The sequence below is a fragment of the uncultured Altererythrobacter sp. genome, from assembly GCF_913057185.1.
Classification (GTDB): domain Bacteria; phylum Pseudomonadota; class Alphaproteobacteria; order Sphingomonadales; family Sphingomonadaceae; genus Erythrobacter; species Erythrobacter rubellus.
This window is the reverse complement of sequence record NZ_CAJXNK010000001.1, coordinates 1,467,549-1,484,054: the sequence shown is the minus strand read 5'-3', so window position 1 is coordinate 1,484,054 and position 16,506 is coordinate 1,467,549. Positions and strand designations below refer to the sequence as shown.

Sequence of the window (16,506 nt, the reverse complement as noted above, 5' to 3'; positions counted from 1 at the left end):
TTCTGTCTAATTGCTCAAAGGGGCCGCCCCGGCATCTTCCGCCGCCAACGAGGCCGACGGGCCGGCATTGATAGCCATCCTTAGACCAACTGTTTCGGGGCAATTCGCGCCACACAGGCTCTGAAGAACTGCCAGATTACGCCGCGCCTTCGCCAGCGCGCCCTTTTGGGCAAGCGCTTGTCCTTCTCCTGCCAGCGCTCCGAAATGTCGCGGGTCACCTTCCAGAACCCGGCGATAGTAATCGATCGATTTACCCGTCAGACCTTGCGCCCGTGTCGCATCGGCCAACGCGACGAAAGCCTCGTCGAAGCCCGGATCGAGTGCCAACGCGGCCTCAAACGCGTCGATTGCGCCGTCGGTGTCGCCGCGCGACAACGCCAGCTGACCTTCCTGCACCATCATCATCGCGCGGGGATCTGGCGGCGGCTTGCTCAAACTGCCAACGCTGTTTGACAATGCAAAAACCAGAAAGAGCGCCGCAAAAGCAGGACCCAACCGGGCAGCTCGCGAGAATTTGTTGCGCAGTTCTGGGACTGAAACGACAGTCATGATGCCTTACTGGCTATCACCCGGCGCGCAGCATGGCGACAAAAAAGCCATCAGTGCCGTCATGAGCAGGAGAAAGACGAACACCCGCCCCATGCGCGCGACCCAGCGGCAGTGCGATGTCGATCGGTTTGAGCTTTGGATGCCGCTCCAGCGCCGCAGCGATCCGATCCTTCCCTTCGACATCCAGCAAAGAGCATGTGACAAAACCGATCCGGCCGCCCGGTTTTACCATCGCGGCTGCGATATCAATCAGCCGGTCCTGCAGAAAAGTGAGCCTGGTTAATTCACCCTCGTCCAGGCGCCAGCGTGCTTCTGGATTGCGTCGCCATGTGCCAGTCCCCGAACACGGCGCATCCACCAACACGGCATCGGCAACACCGCGCCACTCAGCCAGCATTTCCAATTCGCGATCAGGATTGAGCAACAGAGTTTCGATCAGACCAGCCCCTGCCCGTTCCGCACGCGGAGCAAGCCGTGACAATCGACCGCGATTGGTATCACATGCCAGCAAGCGGCCCTGGTTTTGCATGGCCGATGCTAGCGCGAGCGATTTTCCCCCTGCCCCGGCGCACAGATCGACCACGGTCTCGCCTGGTCTGGCCGAAAACGCCTCACACACCAGCTGGCTGCCGTGGTCCTGCACTTCGATCCGACCATCGCGATAGGCCGGCCATTGCTCGACCGAAGTACCGGTTGAAAAACGCAGAGCCTGCGATGCCGCGAGCGGCCCGCCGGTCTCGGGAAGTTCTATGCCTGAGCGGTCTGCCTTGAGCGTGTTCACGCGAATGTCGAGCGGCGCGCGATCGAGCAGCGCGGCGGCCTCGTTTTGATCGATCCCGGACGCGGTAAGAGCTTGTGTCAGCCAATCGGGCGCCACACCGTCTGGTGCTGGCTTCTCTTCATCGCCAATCGCCGCCGCTGCGTGTGCCGAGCCATCAAACAATGCTGCGATCGTGTCGTCTTGCTCTGCCAGACGCAACATCGCTGCCCGTCCGCTAACGGGAATGGGCCCGCAAGCCCGCACTGCTGCATAAACTAGCTCGCGCACGGCGCGGCGATCCTTCGATCCGGCATAGCGACGCTGCTTGAAATAGTTTGCAATCAAGCGGTCTGCGGGCGCACCTTTGCTTTTCGCCGCATCGATGATTTGATCGAGCAGCTCGATTGCCGCTTGCACACGTGCCGCGGGGGTCATCGTATGGCTCTAACGTGTCGGATAGTTCGGCGCTTCGCGGGTGATCGCGACATCGTGGACATGGCTTTCGGAAAGCCCGGCACCGGTGATCCGCACAAATTTCGCGCGTTTCTGCAAGTCTTCGATCGTTGCAGAGCCGGTGTAGCCCATCGCAGCTTTCACGCCGCCAACCAGCTGGTGAATCACATCTGCGGCCGGGCCTTTGAACGGCACCTGGCCTTCAATGCCCTCTGGCACCAGCTTCATCGCGGAGACATCCGCCTGGAAATAGCGATCCGCGCTGCCGCGTGCCATTGCCCCCACGCTGCCCATGCCGCGATAGGCCTTGTAGCTGCGCCCTTGGTACAGGAAGGTTTCGCCGGGACTTTCAGCGGTTCCTGCCAGCATAGAACCGACCATCACCGTCGAAGCGCCTGCCGCCAGAGCCTTGGCCGCATCGCCCGAAGTGCGCAGTCCGCCATCGGCGATCACTGGGATGCCTGACTTGGCCGCTTCTGCCGCGCTTTCCATAACCGCGGTCAATTGAGGCACACCGACGCCGGCAACCACGCGGGTCGTACAGATCGAGCCGGGGCCAATGCCAACCTTCACTGCGTCTGCACCCGCGTCGACCAGCGCACGAGTGGCCTCTGCAGTGGCGACATTGCCTGCAATAACCTGGACCGAGTTCGAAAGTTTCTTGGCGCGTTCAACAGCGCGCGCGACATCCTTGTTATGGCCATGAGCGGTGTCGATCACCACCACGTCCACTTCCGCGTCGATCAAAGCTTCAGTGCGTTCAAAGCCCTTGTCACCAACCGTAGTTGCCGCTGCCACACGCAGGCGGCCCGCTGTATCCTTGGTTGCGCGCGGATAATTGACAGCTTTCTCGATGTCTTTGACTGTAATCAGGCCCACGCAATGCCCGTCATCATCGACAACAAGCAGTTTTTCGATCCGGCGTTGATGTAGCAGCCGGCGGGCTTCTTCTTGTCCGGTCCCGAGCGGTACAGTCGCCAGATTTTCCGTTGTCATCAATTCGCGCACAGGCTGCATGGGGTTTTCGGCAAAGCGCACGTCGCGATTCGTCAGAATACCGACCAGCTTGCTTGAAGCATCCGTGACCGGAATCCCGCTGATACGGTGCAGATCCATCAATGCCTGTGCATCACCCAGCGTGGCATCCGGTGTGATCGTAATCGGGTTGACGACCATGCCGCTCTCGAAACGTTTTACCGTGCGGACAGCAGCGCATTGCTCTGCAATATCGAGATTGCGATGCAACACACCAATCCCGCCAAGCTGAGCCATGACAATTGCCATGTCAGCTTCGGTAACCGTGTCCATCGCGGAAGATATCACCGGAATGTTGAGCGAGATATCACGGGTCAGCTTCGTCGCGGTGTTCGCCATTGATGGCAAGATATCGCTTTCGGCCGGGCGCAAGAGCACGTCGTCAAAGGTCAAGCCGAGGGGGATATCCATATGCACCACTTTCGTCATCTGCAGATTCGTGGCGGCCCATGTAACCGCACCTCGTGCAAATCGCTAGTGGTAGGAGCGGCCTTTTTTGCCCCCGAGGCATCTACGGGAAAAGCTACACCTAGGGATACACCGCGCTATCGGCCACCCGGCGGATCAGCAACTCGTGCAACAGAAGGTCATCCACCGCTCCGCCTAGCTCGATATCGCCGGGGTTATCGGATGCCTGATGATAGTCCCCCGAAAGAAACTCGGTCAGTTTCTCCTCTGAACCGAATGCATTGGACAATAGCACTGACGGCACGTCACGCTGCAGCAACGCCCAGCCGTCCTGACGCTGCAAGAACGGCTCTGACAGCTCACGTGGCGCTAACTCACGTCCTATATCGTTGATTGCTTCCTTTATGATCGCATCAAGCGGCGTTCGCCCTTCGCCGATAAAGCCGACCGGGCTACCTCTGGGCGAAATCGCCACGGTGTCGAAATTGAATGCCGCGACGATATTTTCGAGCGGCAGCGGCGGTTGATCTGCAAAGGCTTGCGCACCCAACAAGCCCCACTCCTCTGCCGTCGTCCCAAGGATGTAGAGATCGCGCTCCATCGGTTCGCCAGCTGCCAGACGCTTGCCAAGCTCCATCATCAGGCCAATCCCGCTGGCATTGTCGACCGCGCCATTGCAAAGCCGGTCCTCAGCACCTTCCGGTCCACATTCGCCGAAATGGTCCCAATGGCCCAGAAGCAACACCGCTCCGGCATCAGGGTTTGTCCCGGGAAGCTTGGCGAGGAAATTGCGCGATGGCACTTCACGCCTGTCTGTACGTATGTCGAGGGTCAATTTGGCGCTCAGCGGTATCGGCACAAAGTCATTGGCACCCTTGCTCGCATCGGCCAATTCCAGCAGTTCAGCCCATCTCGTTTCACCCAGAACGTTTGCAAGAACTTCCCGGGCCATAAAGACAGAAACATTTTCGTCCGCTTGCGATGCGAGGGCTAGCCTATCTCGCATCTGGAATTGGCGGATTTGCGCGGTGCTTTCTGCCGACTCCACTACTGTCACAACTGCAACCGGGCCTTTCTCTTGCAGCGCAGCCCGGCGTGCCGGGCTTTTTCCCGGATCGCTTAACATGATCACGACACGCTCGCTCACAACCGCCTCGTCAACGTCACCATCGGCATAACCCACGAACAACGTGTCCGCGTCTTCCATCAAGGCTCGGCGCGCTTCCGTAGCAGCGGCAATCGCTTCGGGATCGACTGGAATCACGCGCCTTCCGATCTTGAACTGCGCGAGGGCGCTTTCGCCTTTGATATTGGCCAACAAGACTGGTGCATTCCATGGATTGGCCGGGTCATTCGTGCCTGAAACAAAGCCAGCCGGCTCTAGCACCGACCGCATGTAATCAAGCGTTTTCGTCTCGCCAATTGTGCCGGGTCTGCGACCTGCAAACTCATCGCTGGCCAGAACGCTGATATGCTGATCGATCCTGTTTTCGAGCGAGGTGAACTCTGAATCCGAAACTTTGAGGCCAGTGCTTGCGCAAGCCGATAAAGTCAATGCGATTGCGAAGGCAGCAAAAGTTCGTCTCTCGATCATTATGGCCCCCAAAGCCTCAAATCCGTTATTCAGCGGTCCAGCCGCCATCGATGCTCCAGTTCGCACCGGTTACATTGCCCGCCTCTTCACGGCAAAGGAACACCGCCAGCGCGCCAATCTCATGCGGTTGCACAAATTTCTTGGTCGGTTGCTTGGCCAGCAACACATCATTGATCACTTCTTCGCGGCTAAGCCCGCGCGCTTTCATCGTATCTGGGATCTGCCCTTCGATCAGCGGTGTCCATACATAACCAGGCGAAATGCAGTTGGCAGTCACGCCGGTCTGCGCAAGCTCCAACGCGATAGTCTTGGTGAAACCGTCCACGCCGTGTTTCGACGCATTATATGCGCTTTTGAACGGTGACGCCGTTTTGGAATGCGCAGAGGCCGTGTTGATGATCCGTCCCCAACCCTTTGCCCTCATGCCAAGCACCGCGTGCCGCGTAGTGTGGAACACCGCGCTAAGGTTGAGCCCTATGATCGCGTCCCACTTGTCTTGCGGGAATTCTTCGACCGGCGAGACGTGCTGCATTCCGGCATTATTGACAAGGATGTCGATTTCACCCGCGTCCGCCATCATTGCCTCGATATCGGACGGGTCGAGCAGATTGGCGGCCGAATGCGTCGCACCCATTTCATCGCATAGTGACGCAATCTCGGACCTGTCACCGAAACCATTCAGGATCACTTCTGCGCCTTCGCTGCTCAAGGCCCGCGCAATCGCAAGCCCGATTCCCGAGGTGGATCCGGTTACCAGAGCGCGTTTTCCCTGAAGGAACATCAGTTTCCCCTGTTGCACGATACGATTCGGACTACAGCTTTTGGCGTAACGCGCGCGCCTGTCCAGCGTTAAAACCACCAAAACAAGGGGCAATTCGGCGAATCGGAGGGATTGAGGATGAAGCTGCGCAGGTTCGACACATCAAAGATTTCAGCTGGCACAGATGGCGGGAACAGGAGGCGATTTTGCGCGGCTTTATGTCATCGCGCATGAATATGGTCACCATATCCAGAACCTGACCGGCCTCGCGGCGCAAGTTCGCAGCGCGCAGCAGCAGAACCCGCGGCGTTCAAACGAGCTGCAGGTTCGCATGGAATTGCAGGCGGATTGCTATGCTGGTGTGTGGGCACGCAAGAACCGCCAGCTGATCGAGCGCGGCGATCTGGAAGAAGGGATGCGCGCGGCCAGCTCGATCGGGGATGATACGCTGCAACGCAATGCCGGTCAGCGGATCAATCCCGAAGGTTTCACGCATGGAACAAGTGCAGAGCGCATGGACGCTTTGCGCGCGGGGCTAGAGAGTGCGGACGATTCTGTCTGCGACCGCTACTTCCAGTTCGACTGATCGGGTAGCCAAACGGGAAAGGGCGGGAGCAATTGACACCCCCGCCCCATTCTTTCCGATTCAGCCGCGCGAATCAGGCGTAGCCAGTCACTTCGCCGTCGTTGCTACCACCATCGCTCCAGTCGATATCGCGGGTCGTGTACATCACCCCTGCCAGTGCAAAGAACAGGATCACTGAACCGATCACTAGCGATAGGCCTTCGAGGTTCAGCAGTACGTAGAGCATGACATACAGGCCCACGAGCAAGCCACCGATCATGCTCGCGCGGCGCCAGCTTTTCAGCACCGCAGCGCTATAGCTGGTGAGCAATCCGATAATCGCACCACTGGCGACAATGTATGCCCAAGCGAACCCGATCATCTCTGCAAATGCCAGCAGCATAACGAAGAAAAGGATCAGGCCAGCGCCACTCAGAAGATATTCTGCGCTCGCAACTTTCGCGCCGCCAATAATGTCAAACATCAGGAAGGCCAGAAATGTGAAGCCGATGAACAGGAAGCCATACTTCACGGAACGGTCAACCAGGCTGTAGAGATCAACCGGCTCGACCAATCGGATCGTCGCCATTTTGCTGGCACCATTGTCACTTGCAACCTCGACCGGTGATTGCTCGAACTGTGCCGGGCCGAAGTCATTTTGCGATACCATCGGTTGCCCCAGGGCCAGATTGGAGATGGACCAGCTAGCGGAGAAACCCTCGTCACTGATCTGCGCGGCATCGGCATCAGGCAGAAAGCTGCCAACGAAGCTCGGGTGCGCCCAGCTTGAAGTGACGGTCCATTCAGTCGACTGACCGCGCGGTACAAAGCCGAAGCTGCGGCTGCCGCGCAGGCTGTAGGACCATTGCAGGTCAAGTGTCTCACCACCCGTCCAATCGAGCATAGCATGTACACCTGTCCCACCGCTTGAGGCTGGCCCGCGCCCTGGGTGCAGCTCCATTGCGTCTCCGTTTACAACCAGCCGCGCATCAGTTTGCAAACCGCGGGGATCGCTCATTCCGAAACGCAACTCAGCTTCATCAAGCAACAGGTCCTGACGATCGATGCCAAGCCCGGTCAGATCATCGGGCAATTCGAAACGTGCCGAACCGTTGATTGAAGCGCGATACAGAACCGAACGATAGATCGCGCGCTCCTTCACCTGCGGGTCAATCTGCGCTTCAACGCTTTGCTGTTCCGGAGAGAGAAAGAGATTGTGCCGCTCGCGCACGGTACGGCGCATGCTTCGGCCTTCGACAATCTCCGTTGTGATGTGATCTTTACTGTAGGGTAGCATCAGCACCGGGCCGGAAACGGCCTGTGCGCCGGCCCAACCTGCAGCTATCGAATCCTGCGCTTCCCGCGCCTGATGCTGGCGATCACTGACCAATCCGTAGACAAACAATAACGGTATGATCAGCGCGCCACCTATCAGCGCGACAATCAGTAGTTTCATTCCCGGGGAGCGGTTCTTCAGCACAGTTTATCCTCCTTATTCTTGCGATGAACCGTGCTTTGTGAACGATGAAATGAATGTGTTGTGAATGCCCAAAAGCAGCTCAAACAAAAAAGAGCGGGAGTGGCCGTACACCCCCGCTCTTCATTCATCACACCGCTTAAACAGTATGATGGGTCTAGCTCATGCGAATCAGCGGCTTTCCCAGGCTGCGATCTTCTCATCCAATGCCGCGATCACTTCCTTGAGCATATCCTCTGGCATTTCGGGGTTGCTTGCGAGCGCTTTGCGAGCCTCTTTCAGTCCGGACAGTGCGCTGGCCATGATTTCACTTTTGCAAATCACAGTCACTTCCTCACCGTCCTGCATCAGCTTCTTGCCCTTGCCTCCGGTGTGGCAGTTGACTTCAACAACGGTGAAGTTGCCTTCACCATTCTCTAGCTCTGCGAACGCCATGCTCTGTTCTGCGAATGCTTCCCTCAGAGCAACATCCGCTTCTTCTAATCCTTCGCGAACTTCGATCAGGATTTCGCGCTTTTCCTCTTCGGTAAGCCCTTCACCTTCGCGCTGGACCCGCACGATGCGGTACTTCTTTACTTCGCGATGCACCTCGTGGTCGTCATGCTGGCCATCGACATGCACCGCCTTGCGGATGACATATCGGCGTTCAACGCCGTCTTCGTCTTTCTCAACCCATACGTTCTCTTCAACTTCAGGAGCCTCGGGCGCTTCGGGCGCAGCGGGCGGCGCAGGAGGTGCCGGAACGGCTGTACCTGGTGTCGGGGGTGTTGGAGGTGCTGGCGGTGCCGGCACATCGGCAAACACATCGTCAAAGCTCGTGCTGTCAGCATAGGTGACAGTCGCCGTTAGCGGCAAGGCAACCAAGGCAGCAGCCAATAGGCCGCGTCCAGCCATGCGGCGCTTAGTTGATTGATTGTTCATTTTAAGGCTCCTCAAACGGTGAATTATCGATTTGTCCCCGAGCACTGGGCACGTCATCGGCGCAGCAAGCGCTACATTGGGTCCGGCAGCAAAACTGGCGATCACTTGCGCATAGGTCGCGCGGTCTTCCTTCGCGCGCTTCGCAATCACGCGCGCGTCACAGGCCGCTTCCTGGTCACGCCGCAGCGCGAGCCAGCCAAGATAGCCAAGTGGATTAAACCAATGCAGCGCGAACAGGGGCTGCACAGCCATGTTAATTGCAAGATCGTGCCCTTTGTGGTGTGCCAACTCATGTGCCAGCGCCAGATCTCGGGCATCACGATACCAACTGGCCATGAAACCTTCGGGCAGCGCCACAACTTTGTCGATTACGCCGAAGGCAAGGGGCGCGCTGGTCAAAGGGGTTTCGATCAGGCGCACCTTGCCGGCCTGGCCGACGTCGCGTCCTTCGGCCAGAAGCTCCTGCCGCATCCGGCTATAGGCTCGGAAGCGCAGGAAAAGGAATGTCGCAGCACCCGCCAGCCAAATGGCCAGCACGAATTCTGAAAGATTGAACGGCAGCAAGGGCTGGCTGAGAGTTACGTCTGACCCTGGAAAAGGAATAGCGTTGCGCTCAGCGACAAGCGCAAAGACATCAAGTGGCTCAACCTCAGTCGCAAGCGCAGTTGCTGGCTCCGACGGCGCCATCCATGCGGGCAAGGTCAGTGGGGGGAGAACCAACCTTATCAGCGGCAGAGCCCACAGTGCATAGGCCGCTTGGGGGCCGAAATGCCGTGCCACAGGGCGACGAATGAGCAGGACCAGCGCAATCAATGCCGCGGTCCAAATGAATGTATCGGTTAGCCAGTCCATCATCGTTTCAGCTCCTTCAACAGGGCTTCGATTTCCGTCAGATCATCTTCTGTCAGCGCTTCCTGATCGGCCAGATGCGCCACCAGTGAGGCGGCACGACCTCCGAACAGCCGGTCGACCAGCCTTTTGGTCTCGGTTCCGATATAGTCCGAGCGTTCGATCAGCGGCGTATAGAGATAGCGCCTGCCGTCTGGACTGGCAGAAATGGCGTGCTTCTGGACCAGTCGCCCGAGCAGCGTTTTGACTGTGGCCAGGCTCCAGCCGCGATTCTGTGCCAGCGCATCCGATACATCAGCGGCGGTTGCCGGGTTTCTATCCCACAGCACCTCCATAACGGCGTGCTCGGCCTCGCTAATGCGTTCGGGTTTTGCGTTACTACCCTGTCCCATTTGCTTCCTCCGATAGACGCTCGATCAGTCCGGTTACGAATTGACGATTACGTCTGTAGTCATTTCGACTACGGCTGTAAACACGAAGCGTGGATTAACGGCGAATTACAGGGGTTGAAACTCTGCGAGCGACCGACCACGATGGATGAATGACTTGGAAGTTAGCACTCCCACTCGCATTCGGCGTTGCGGCAACGGCCGCTGTTATGCACGCCCCCTCCTTCGCGGAAACAGGCACAGTGATGCCCGAGACCTTGCCGGTTTCGCTTGACCCCAATGATGCCGACAACGTCAAACTCGGTGAGCTGATCTATCGTGGCGGTCTGGAAATCGAAGCCGGCGAACTGGAAATCGGCGGGATATCGGGCCTGGAATGGCACGACGGACATTTGGTTGGCGTGATGGATGACGGGCGCTGGTTGACCATCGAAACAGACGAGATCCGCGGCACACTCGTCGATTTGATCGAGATCGAAGTCGGCGCACTGAATGACGAGCGTGGAAAGCCCCTGCGCGGGAAAGCCGACAGCGATGCCGAAGCGATAACCCGCTCTAGCGATGGTGGCTGGCTGGTATCGTTTGAACAGGATCACCGAGTTTGGCGCTATGCCAGCTTGGCGGGGCCAGCGGAACCTGCCGCCTATGAGGCCGTCACGCATGTTGCCAATGCGCCATCAAACAGCGGTCTGGAAACGCTGGCAGTAACGTCGAACGGCTACCTTGCGTGCGGCGAATGGGCGGGCGAAGCGCAGCCAAACTGTGTGCTGAAAGACAATGTTGGTCTAGTCAATTTCGAGCTCGAGCCCCCAGCTCCGCTGGACACGCGCGGAGGTGTCCCGACCGATGCCGATTGCGCGAGCAATGGTGTGTGTTTCGTACTCTTCCGCAGCTGGTCTCGGGAACTCGGAAATTCGGCTGCAATCATCGCAATCGGTCCGGACGGACTGGATGAGACACTCGCCGTCTGGGACACGTCGCTTTCGATCGACAATTTCGAAGGGATCGCGGTGCGCGAAGAAGGCGAAGAGACCTTTCTCTACATTGTATCAGACAACAATTTCTCCAGCGATCAGCGGACCTTGCTGATGAAATTTCAGGTCAGTCAGCGCGCCGCGACTGCTCCGGGCGTCCCGCCAAAGGTCTATGCAACCGAACTGGTCGTGCTGGAAACTTCCATGGGTGACATCACGGTCTCGCTCGAGACTGAACGCGCACCGATTACTGCCGCCAACTTCCTGCGCTATGTCGATGAAGATCGATACGACAACACCAAATGCTATCGCGCGATGCGGGTGACAGGCGGCCAGGAGCTGAGCGGCTTCCTGCAATGTGGAACACAAAACGATCCGCGACGGATACTTGACGGCATTACTCACGAACCGACCAATGAAACCGGGCTCAGCCACACCGATGGCGCACTGTCGATGGCGCGGTTTGAACCGGGCAGCGCGACAGGTGACTTCTCGATCATGATCCGCGATCAACGCGGGCTGGATGCCTATCCGGAATCTGATGACCCCGGTCGCCGCCCCGGCTTTGCCGTGTTTGGCTATGTAGTGGGCGGGATTGATGTCGTTCACGCAATTCACGCTACGCCCACCGATCCGGACAAAGGCGAAGGCTTCCTCAAAGGCCAGATGCTTGCGAAGCCAATTGAGATCGTAAATGTGCGGCGCGTTGACGCGGCAGAATAGTTTTATTCGCCCATAGCCGGCTTGCCAGTGGGCACTGTCGCGACCCGCGGCATGCTCGCTTCGATTGCGCTGAGCCAGCTCATCGCCCCATTGCCGATCCGCGCCTGCGGCAAGCTGGCGGGCAACCGCATGCGTGATTCCCAATCCGCTATCGAAAGCACAGCTTCGCGGTGCGCCATCAGTAGCGTTTGCGGCTTTCGCATTGCGCGGTTGACCAGCGCGTCTCCGAAAAACGTCCAGTCATTGTCTGGCTGACAGCCAAAAGACGTGCGATTGTCAGCCGACGCGGTGATGATCGCGGTGTTCTCGCCTGCGAGTTTTGGCACGAAAACTCCGGAGTAGCATGCCGAGAGCAGCAGCAAGCGTTTCTCGATTCCTAGCTCTGCGAAGGTGTCTTTCAGCAGTTTGGGCGATAGCACGCCATAGCCGCTATCTTCGTAGTGATAGGCCAGACCTTGTGGCAGTCCGTGGCTGGTAGAATAGAGCACCAGCACGTCTTCAGCCGGGTCCATCTTTTCAGCGATGCTGGCGAGCGCGATCAAAAGCGAGCGGATCGAACCGCGCGGCAGGCCATCATCTTCACCGTCAGGCCCGGCGAGAACCAGCGTCCGGTCCTGGGCGTTGTAGCGATGCTTCAATACCTCACCGACTTCGCGCGCCTCGCGAGCGAATACCGGATCGCTGTCGAGCGCGATCGCGACGACATATGCATCGACCTGCCCCGCCCGCTGCGGCGCAATTGCTGCGAGAGCGCTGTCCAGCCTTCGGCGCTGCTCGAGCAGATCGAGCGCGGAAAGATTGCGGTTAAGCTCTGGCCCTTGTTCCAGGCTCTGCTGCATGTCTTGTGGCGTGGAGCCCGAGCCGAGGCTGGGCCACCGCGCGCTATGAGTGGAGGCGTTGTCTTCTGATGTGGACGCTTCTTGTGCCAGCGCCGGTGCTGTGATCGCCACCGCTGCTGCCAAACCAATTGAGAAAAAAGCGCCCCTCTTCATAGCCGGGAAGGTGCAGCGAGAACAGCGTTCTGGTCAAGACCTGATGCCTATCGCTTTTGACGAAGACGCTGCAAATCTGTCGCCATTTGCGACGCTCTGAAGCCTCTGCCTTCGAGTAACCGTTTCCAGTCCGCCGCATGGTCAAAGTGCTGCAACTGGCGATGATAGTAGTTCACATACTCCAGCATCGCGAGCGAGGCAGCGATACTGGCCGTGATCCGGTCGCCCAGAGACAAGGCAAATTCACCTGTGATCCAGCTCGCCAGACAAAGTGCGCACACAATCGCACTGGCGATGGCGAACGGCCATTGCAAAGAGCGCGCCCATGGCAAAAGAATCGCCAATGGTTGGTTTTGGCCTTGAAGAAGCCGAAGCTTCGCGCGCCAGTATAGCCCGCCAAGCAGCAGCAAACCGCACATAGGCACCATTGAAGTCCAGCTCAGCCAACCCAACGGATACTCGAGGAAATAGGCCGCCCACACCATGCAGACGGGAAGCAGCCAGACATTGCCCAGCTCCATCTTCCAATAGCCGTCTAGGCGTTTTGTCAGTGCGGGTTTGGAAGTCAAAGGCGCCCTCCCACCGCGCGCCTGAACTCTAATACACCCGCTTCTTCGGCTTGATGTACTCGGCGTCATCCGTCAGCGTGTATTCGTGCACCGGACGGTAGTCGATCTTCACCGCGCCACCATTGCCGCCCCAGCCTTCGAACCATGCGATCGTGTGCTTCATCCAGTTCGCATCGTCACGATCGGGGAAGTCCTCATGCGCGTGAGCACCGCGGCTTTCCTTGCGGTTTTCAGCCGACGCCATGGTAACATTCGCCTGCGCCATCAGATTGTCGAGCTCAAGCGTCTCGATCAAATCGCTGTTCCAGATCAGCGAGCGGTCAAACACCTTGATATCTTCCATCCGCTTATTAACGGATTTCAGCGCATCAACACCTTCGGACAATAGCTTGCTGTCGCGGAACACCGCCGCGTGCTTTTGCATCGCCTTCTGCATTTCGCTGCGAACTTCGGCGGTCGGTGAACCACCATCCGCATTACGGAAGTGATCAAGCCGCGTCAGTGACATTTCCGCGCTGTCCGCAGGCAGTTCGTCCTGTTTGCCGTTGGGCGTGATGTTGTCTTTCAGGTGCAAGCCGGTTGCGCGGCCGAACACCACCAGGTCGATCAACGAGTTGGAACCGAGGCGGTTCGCGCCGTGTACGGATACGCAGGCCGCTTCGCCTACGGCATAAAGCCCCGGCACAACATGATCCGGATCGCCATCAGGGCCGAGTGTCACAACCTGCCCGTGATAATTACAGGGGATGCCGCCCATATTGTAGTGCACCGTAGGCGTTACGGGCAGCGGTTCTCGCGTCAGATCAACGCCGGCAAAAATCTTGCCGCTTTCGGTGATCCCCGGCAGCCGCTCACCCAGCACCTTGGGATCAATGTGATCCAGATGCAGGTAGATGTGGTCACCGTCGGGGCCTACGCCGCGGCCTTCGCGCATTTCCAGCGCCATCGAACGGCTGACAACGTCGCGCGATGCAAGGTCCTTAGCACTTGGAGCGTAACGCTCCATGAAGCGCTCGCCTTCGCTGTTTGTGAGGTAACCACCCTCGCCGCGCGCGCCCTCTGTGATCAGCACGCCCGCGCCGTAAATACCGGTCGGGTGGAACTGTACAAACTCCATATCCTGCAGCGGCAAGCCGGCGCGGAGGACCATGCCGCCACCATCGCCAGTGCAGGTGTGCGCAGACGTCGCGGTGAAATAGCAGCGGCCATAACCACCGGTTGCCAGCACTACGGACTGCGCGCGGAAACGATGGATCGTGCCATCATCGAGGCGCATTGCGGTCACGCCGACGCATTTCCGATCAGCGCCCTCGCCCGCCATAATCAGGTCAAGCGCGAAATATTCGATGAAGAAGTCCGCATCATACTTCAGGCTCTGCTGATACAGCGCGTGAAGCATGGCGTGGCCGGTACGGTCAGCCGCAGCGCAAGTACGCTGCACCGGCGGGCCTTCACCCATATTCTGCATGTGGCCGCCAAACGGGCGCTGGTAAATCGTGCCATCTTCGTTGCGGCTGAAGGGCACGCCTGCATGCTCCAGCTCGTAAACCGCTGCTGGCGCTTCACGAGCGAGATATTCAATCGCGTCCTGATCACCCAGCCAGTCTGCCCCCTTCACTGTGTCATACATATGCCATGACCAGTGATCAGGCGTGTTGTTACCCAGCGAAGCGGCGATGCCGCCCTGGGCCGCCACAGTGTGACTACGGGTCGGGAACACCTTGGTGATGTTGGCGGTTCGCAAGCCCGCTTCGGCAGCGCCCATGGTCGCACGCAGGCCAGAGCCGCCTGCTCCCACAACAACAACGTCATAGGTGTGATCGATAATCTTGTAAGCTGAGGTGTCGGCCATCAGGCGGCTCCTCCAAAGGCAAGGCTGGCAACAGAGAAAATGGCGAAGGCACCGCCGCCAATGACGGTGAGGTTTAGCGCGGCGAGCGCAGCGAACTTGGTGCCGGAGTTGTGGAGATAATCTTCGATCAGAACTTGCAGGCCAAGGCGCGCGTGCCAGAACGTGCTGATAACGAGCAAGATCATGGCCGTCGCGGATACTGGCTGAGCCAGCCATTTGCTGACCGTTGCGTAGCTCAGATCAGGCAAACCGATAATGCTGGCGATCAGCCAGATGCTGAGCACCAGATTGCCGATGGCGGTAAAGCGTTGTACCAGCCAGTGATGCGCGCCGTGATGCGCCGAGCCCAGCCCGCGCACGCGCTTGATAGGAGTATCGTGAGCCATTTCTAGCTGCCTTACTTGTTTAGGATGAGGGCCCAAAAGCCCGCTGTCAGGAGGATGGCGATCAGCGGCGAGGCAATCGACCACACCTTGTTCGTGTTGAGCTCATAGCCCGCGCCGATATCGAGCACAAAGTGGCGAAGCCCGCTCATCAAATGTGTGAAAAAGGCCCAGCTCAGGCCGACAAGAACGACGAAACCTGGAATGCTCGCCATCAACCCGCTGAAAGTCTCGTAATAGGCAGGCCCACTTGCCAGCGCGCCAAGCCACCAAACCAGCACAAACAACCCGACCAGCGCCATTCCATCTCCACTAACCCGGTGAAGGATGGAAACCAGCATATGCGGGCCCCATTTCCAGATCTGGAGGTGCGGTGAGAGCGGTCTGTTGTTCGACATATTCAATTCGTCCGGTAAACACTGTTGCAACTCCACTTAGCGTCCACAGCGCGTGTGACAACCCGCCTTTCAACCAGTTCCGCTCGACTTGGGCTGCAAAGTTTCAGATAGGTGTTCGAATGAGTGCAATTCTCCTTACCGGATCAAGCCGCGGAATCGGTGCTGCAGCGCGTGAAGCGTTGGAAAAGCGCGGGGCAAAGGTGATCGGCCACGCGACCAGCGCGGCTGACGAAAACACAATTCCAGCAGACTTCTCTCAACCTTCTGCCCCACAAATATTGTGGGAAGAAGCTTTAGACCGGGCGAACGGACATATCGATGTGCTGGTCAACAATGCCGGGCTGTTCAAGGCGACCGCTCTCGATTCTTCCGATATTGAATGGCTGGATGGGTGGGAAGAGACGCTGCGGATCAACTTGACCGCTGCGGCACAGCTAAGTCGCTTTGCCGTAAATCACTGGCTGGATCGCGGAGTTCCTGGCCGGATCGTGCATGTCGCAAGCCGCGCGGGATATCGCGGCGATTCGCCGGCACATTGGCACTATGCAGCGGCGAAAGGCGGGATGCTGGCCATGCACAAGACGATTGCGCGCGGTTACGCGGCGCAGCGGATTGTGAGTTTTGCAATCACACCGGGATTTACCGACACCGCAATGGCGGGCGATTATCTGGAGAGCCGCGGGGGCGAACAGCTGTTGCGCGATATCCCGCTGGGACGTGTGGCAGAACCCGCTGAAATTGCACGTATTATCGAATTCTGCTCGCTTGATGCCCCGGAAAGCATGACTGGCGCGGTGATCGACGCCAATGGAGCCAGTTATGTACGTTAAATCACTTCCCTTATGTCTTCTCGCA

Annotated in this window: 15 protein-coding genes and 1 pseudogene; 3 read left to right on the top strand and 13 right to left on the bottom strand. The window is 58.4% G+C overall.

Annotation, left to right across the window (positions count from 1 at the left end; all coding sequences use genetic code 11):
* Window positions 1–6: 6 nt before the first annotated feature.
* The 5 genes from QZ487_RS07510 to QZ487_RS07490 all read right to left on the bottom strand — a co-directional run bounded on the left by QZ487_RS07510 (window position 7) and on the right by QZ487_RS07490 (window position 5,580).
* Window positions 7–549 (bottom strand): tetratricopeptide repeat protein, encoded by a 543-nt coding sequence (locus QZ487_RS07510; protein WP_296024013.1) that lies wholly within the window; start codon window positions 547–549, stop codon window positions 7–9.
* Between the two features lie 16 nt (window positions 550–565).
* Entirely contained in the window at window positions 566–1,744 is a 1,179-nt protein-coding gene (locus QZ487_RS07505; RefSeq protein ID WP_296024011.1) for an RsmB/NOP family class I SAM-dependent RNA methyltransferase, read from the bottom strand.
* A gap of 9 nt (window positions 1,745–1,753) precedes the next feature.
* Window positions 1,754–3,208: an IMP dehydrogenase gene (guaB, locus tag QZ487_RS07500; RefSeq protein ID WP_296024010.1), complete on the bottom strand. Its 1,455-nt coding sequence runs from the start codon at window positions 3,206–3,208 to the stop codon at window positions 1,754–1,756.
* Between the two features lie 118 nt (window positions 3,209–3,326).
* Window positions 3,327–4,799 (bottom strand): M28 family peptidase, encoded by a 1,473-nt coding sequence (locus tag QZ487_RS07495; protein ID WP_296024008.1) that lies wholly within the window; start codon window positions 4,797–4,799, stop codon window positions 3,327–3,329.
* A gap of 25 nt (window positions 4,800–4,824) precedes the next feature.
* Window positions 4,825–5,580 (bottom strand): 3-hydroxybutyrate dehydrogenase, encoded by a 756-nt coding sequence (locus tag QZ487_RS07490; RefSeq protein WP_285975035.1) that lies wholly within the window; start codon window positions 5,578–5,580, stop codon window positions 4,825–4,827.
* Between the two features lie 151 nt (window positions 5,581–5,731).
* Here QZ487_RS07490 and QZ487_RS07485 point away from each other — a divergent pair.
* A pseudogene (locus tag QZ487_RS07485) lies at window positions 5,732–6,145 on the top strand (neutral zinc metallopeptidase); the annotation flags it as partial.
* 73 nt (window positions 6,146–6,218) lie between these two features.
* Here QZ487_RS07485 and creD read toward each other — a convergent pair.
* From creD to QZ487_RS07470, 3 genes are all read right to left on the bottom strand, one after another.
* Window positions 6,219–7,580, bottom strand: a complete 1,362-nt coding sequence (gene creD / locus QZ487_RS07480; protein WP_296024007.1) for a cell envelope integrity protein CreD — start codon at window positions 7,578–7,580, stop codon at window positions 6,219–6,221.
* A 192-nt stretch (window positions 7,581–7,772) separates the two neighbouring features.
* Window positions 7,773–9,377, bottom strand: a complete 1,605-nt coding sequence (locus QZ487_RS07475) for a M56 family metallopeptidase (RefSeq protein WP_296024006.1) — start codon at window positions 9,375–9,377, stop codon at window positions 7,773–7,775.
* Window positions 9,374–9,763 (bottom strand): BlaI/MecI/CopY family transcriptional regulator, encoded by a 390-nt coding sequence (locus tag QZ487_RS07470; protein ID WP_296024004.1) that lies wholly within the window; start codon window positions 9,761–9,763, stop codon window positions 9,374–9,376. The genes QZ487_RS07475 and QZ487_RS07470 overlap by 4 nt, the downstream gene beginning before the upstream one ends.
* Before the next feature lie 149 nt (window positions 9,764–9,912).
* On the opposite strand from QZ487_RS07470, the gene QZ487_RS07465 reads away from it, so the two are divergent.
* Window positions 9,913–11,457, top strand: coding sequence for an esterase-like activity of phytase family protein (locus QZ487_RS07465; protein ID WP_296024003.1), 1,545 nt, complete (start codon window positions 9,913–9,915; stop codon window positions 11,455–11,457).
* Between the two features lie 2 nt (window positions 11,458–11,459).
* Here the strand turns inward: QZ487_RS07465 and QZ487_RS07460 are convergent, their stop codons facing one another.
* The 5 genes from QZ487_RS07460 to sdhC are packed head-to-tail and all read right to left on the bottom strand — an operon-like array spanning window position 11,460 to window position 15,651.
* Entirely contained in the window at window positions 11,460–12,449 is a 990-nt protein-coding gene (locus QZ487_RS07460; RefSeq protein ID WP_296024001.1) for a C13 family peptidase, read from the bottom strand.
* 47 nt (window positions 12,450–12,496) lie between these two features.
* Entirely contained in the window at window positions 12,497–13,018 is a 522-nt protein-coding gene (locus QZ487_RS07455) for a hypothetical protein (protein ID WP_296024000.1), read from the bottom strand.
* 28 nt (window positions 13,019–13,046) lie between these two features.
* Window positions 13,047–14,870, bottom strand: coding sequence for a succinate dehydrogenase flavoprotein subunit (gene sdhA / locus QZ487_RS07450; protein WP_296023999.1), 1,824 nt, complete (start codon window positions 14,868–14,870; stop codon window positions 13,047–13,049).
* Window positions 14,870–15,256 (bottom strand): succinate dehydrogenase, hydrophobic membrane anchor protein, encoded by a 387-nt coding sequence (gene sdhD, locus QZ487_RS07445; RefSeq protein ID WP_296023997.1) that lies wholly within the window; start codon window positions 15,254–15,256, stop codon window positions 14,870–14,872. The genes sdhA and sdhD overlap by 1 nt, the downstream gene beginning before the upstream one ends.
* An 11-nt stretch (window positions 15,257–15,267) precedes the next feature.
* Complete coding sequence (gene sdhC / locus QZ487_RS07440) at window positions 15,268–15,651, bottom strand: succinate dehydrogenase, cytochrome b556 subunit (RefSeq protein ID WP_296023996.1); 384 nt, start codon at window positions 15,649–15,651, stop codon at window positions 15,268–15,270.
* 119 nt (window positions 15,652–15,770) lie between these two features.
* Between sdhC and QZ487_RS07435 the strand changes: the two genes are divergently transcribed.
* Window positions 15,771–16,481 (top strand): SDR family NAD(P)-dependent oxidoreductase, encoded by a 711-nt coding sequence (locus QZ487_RS07435; protein WP_296023995.1) that lies wholly within the window; start codon window positions 15,771–15,773, stop codon window positions 16,479–16,481.
* The last annotated feature ends 25 nt before the right edge of the window (window positions 16,482–16,506 follow it).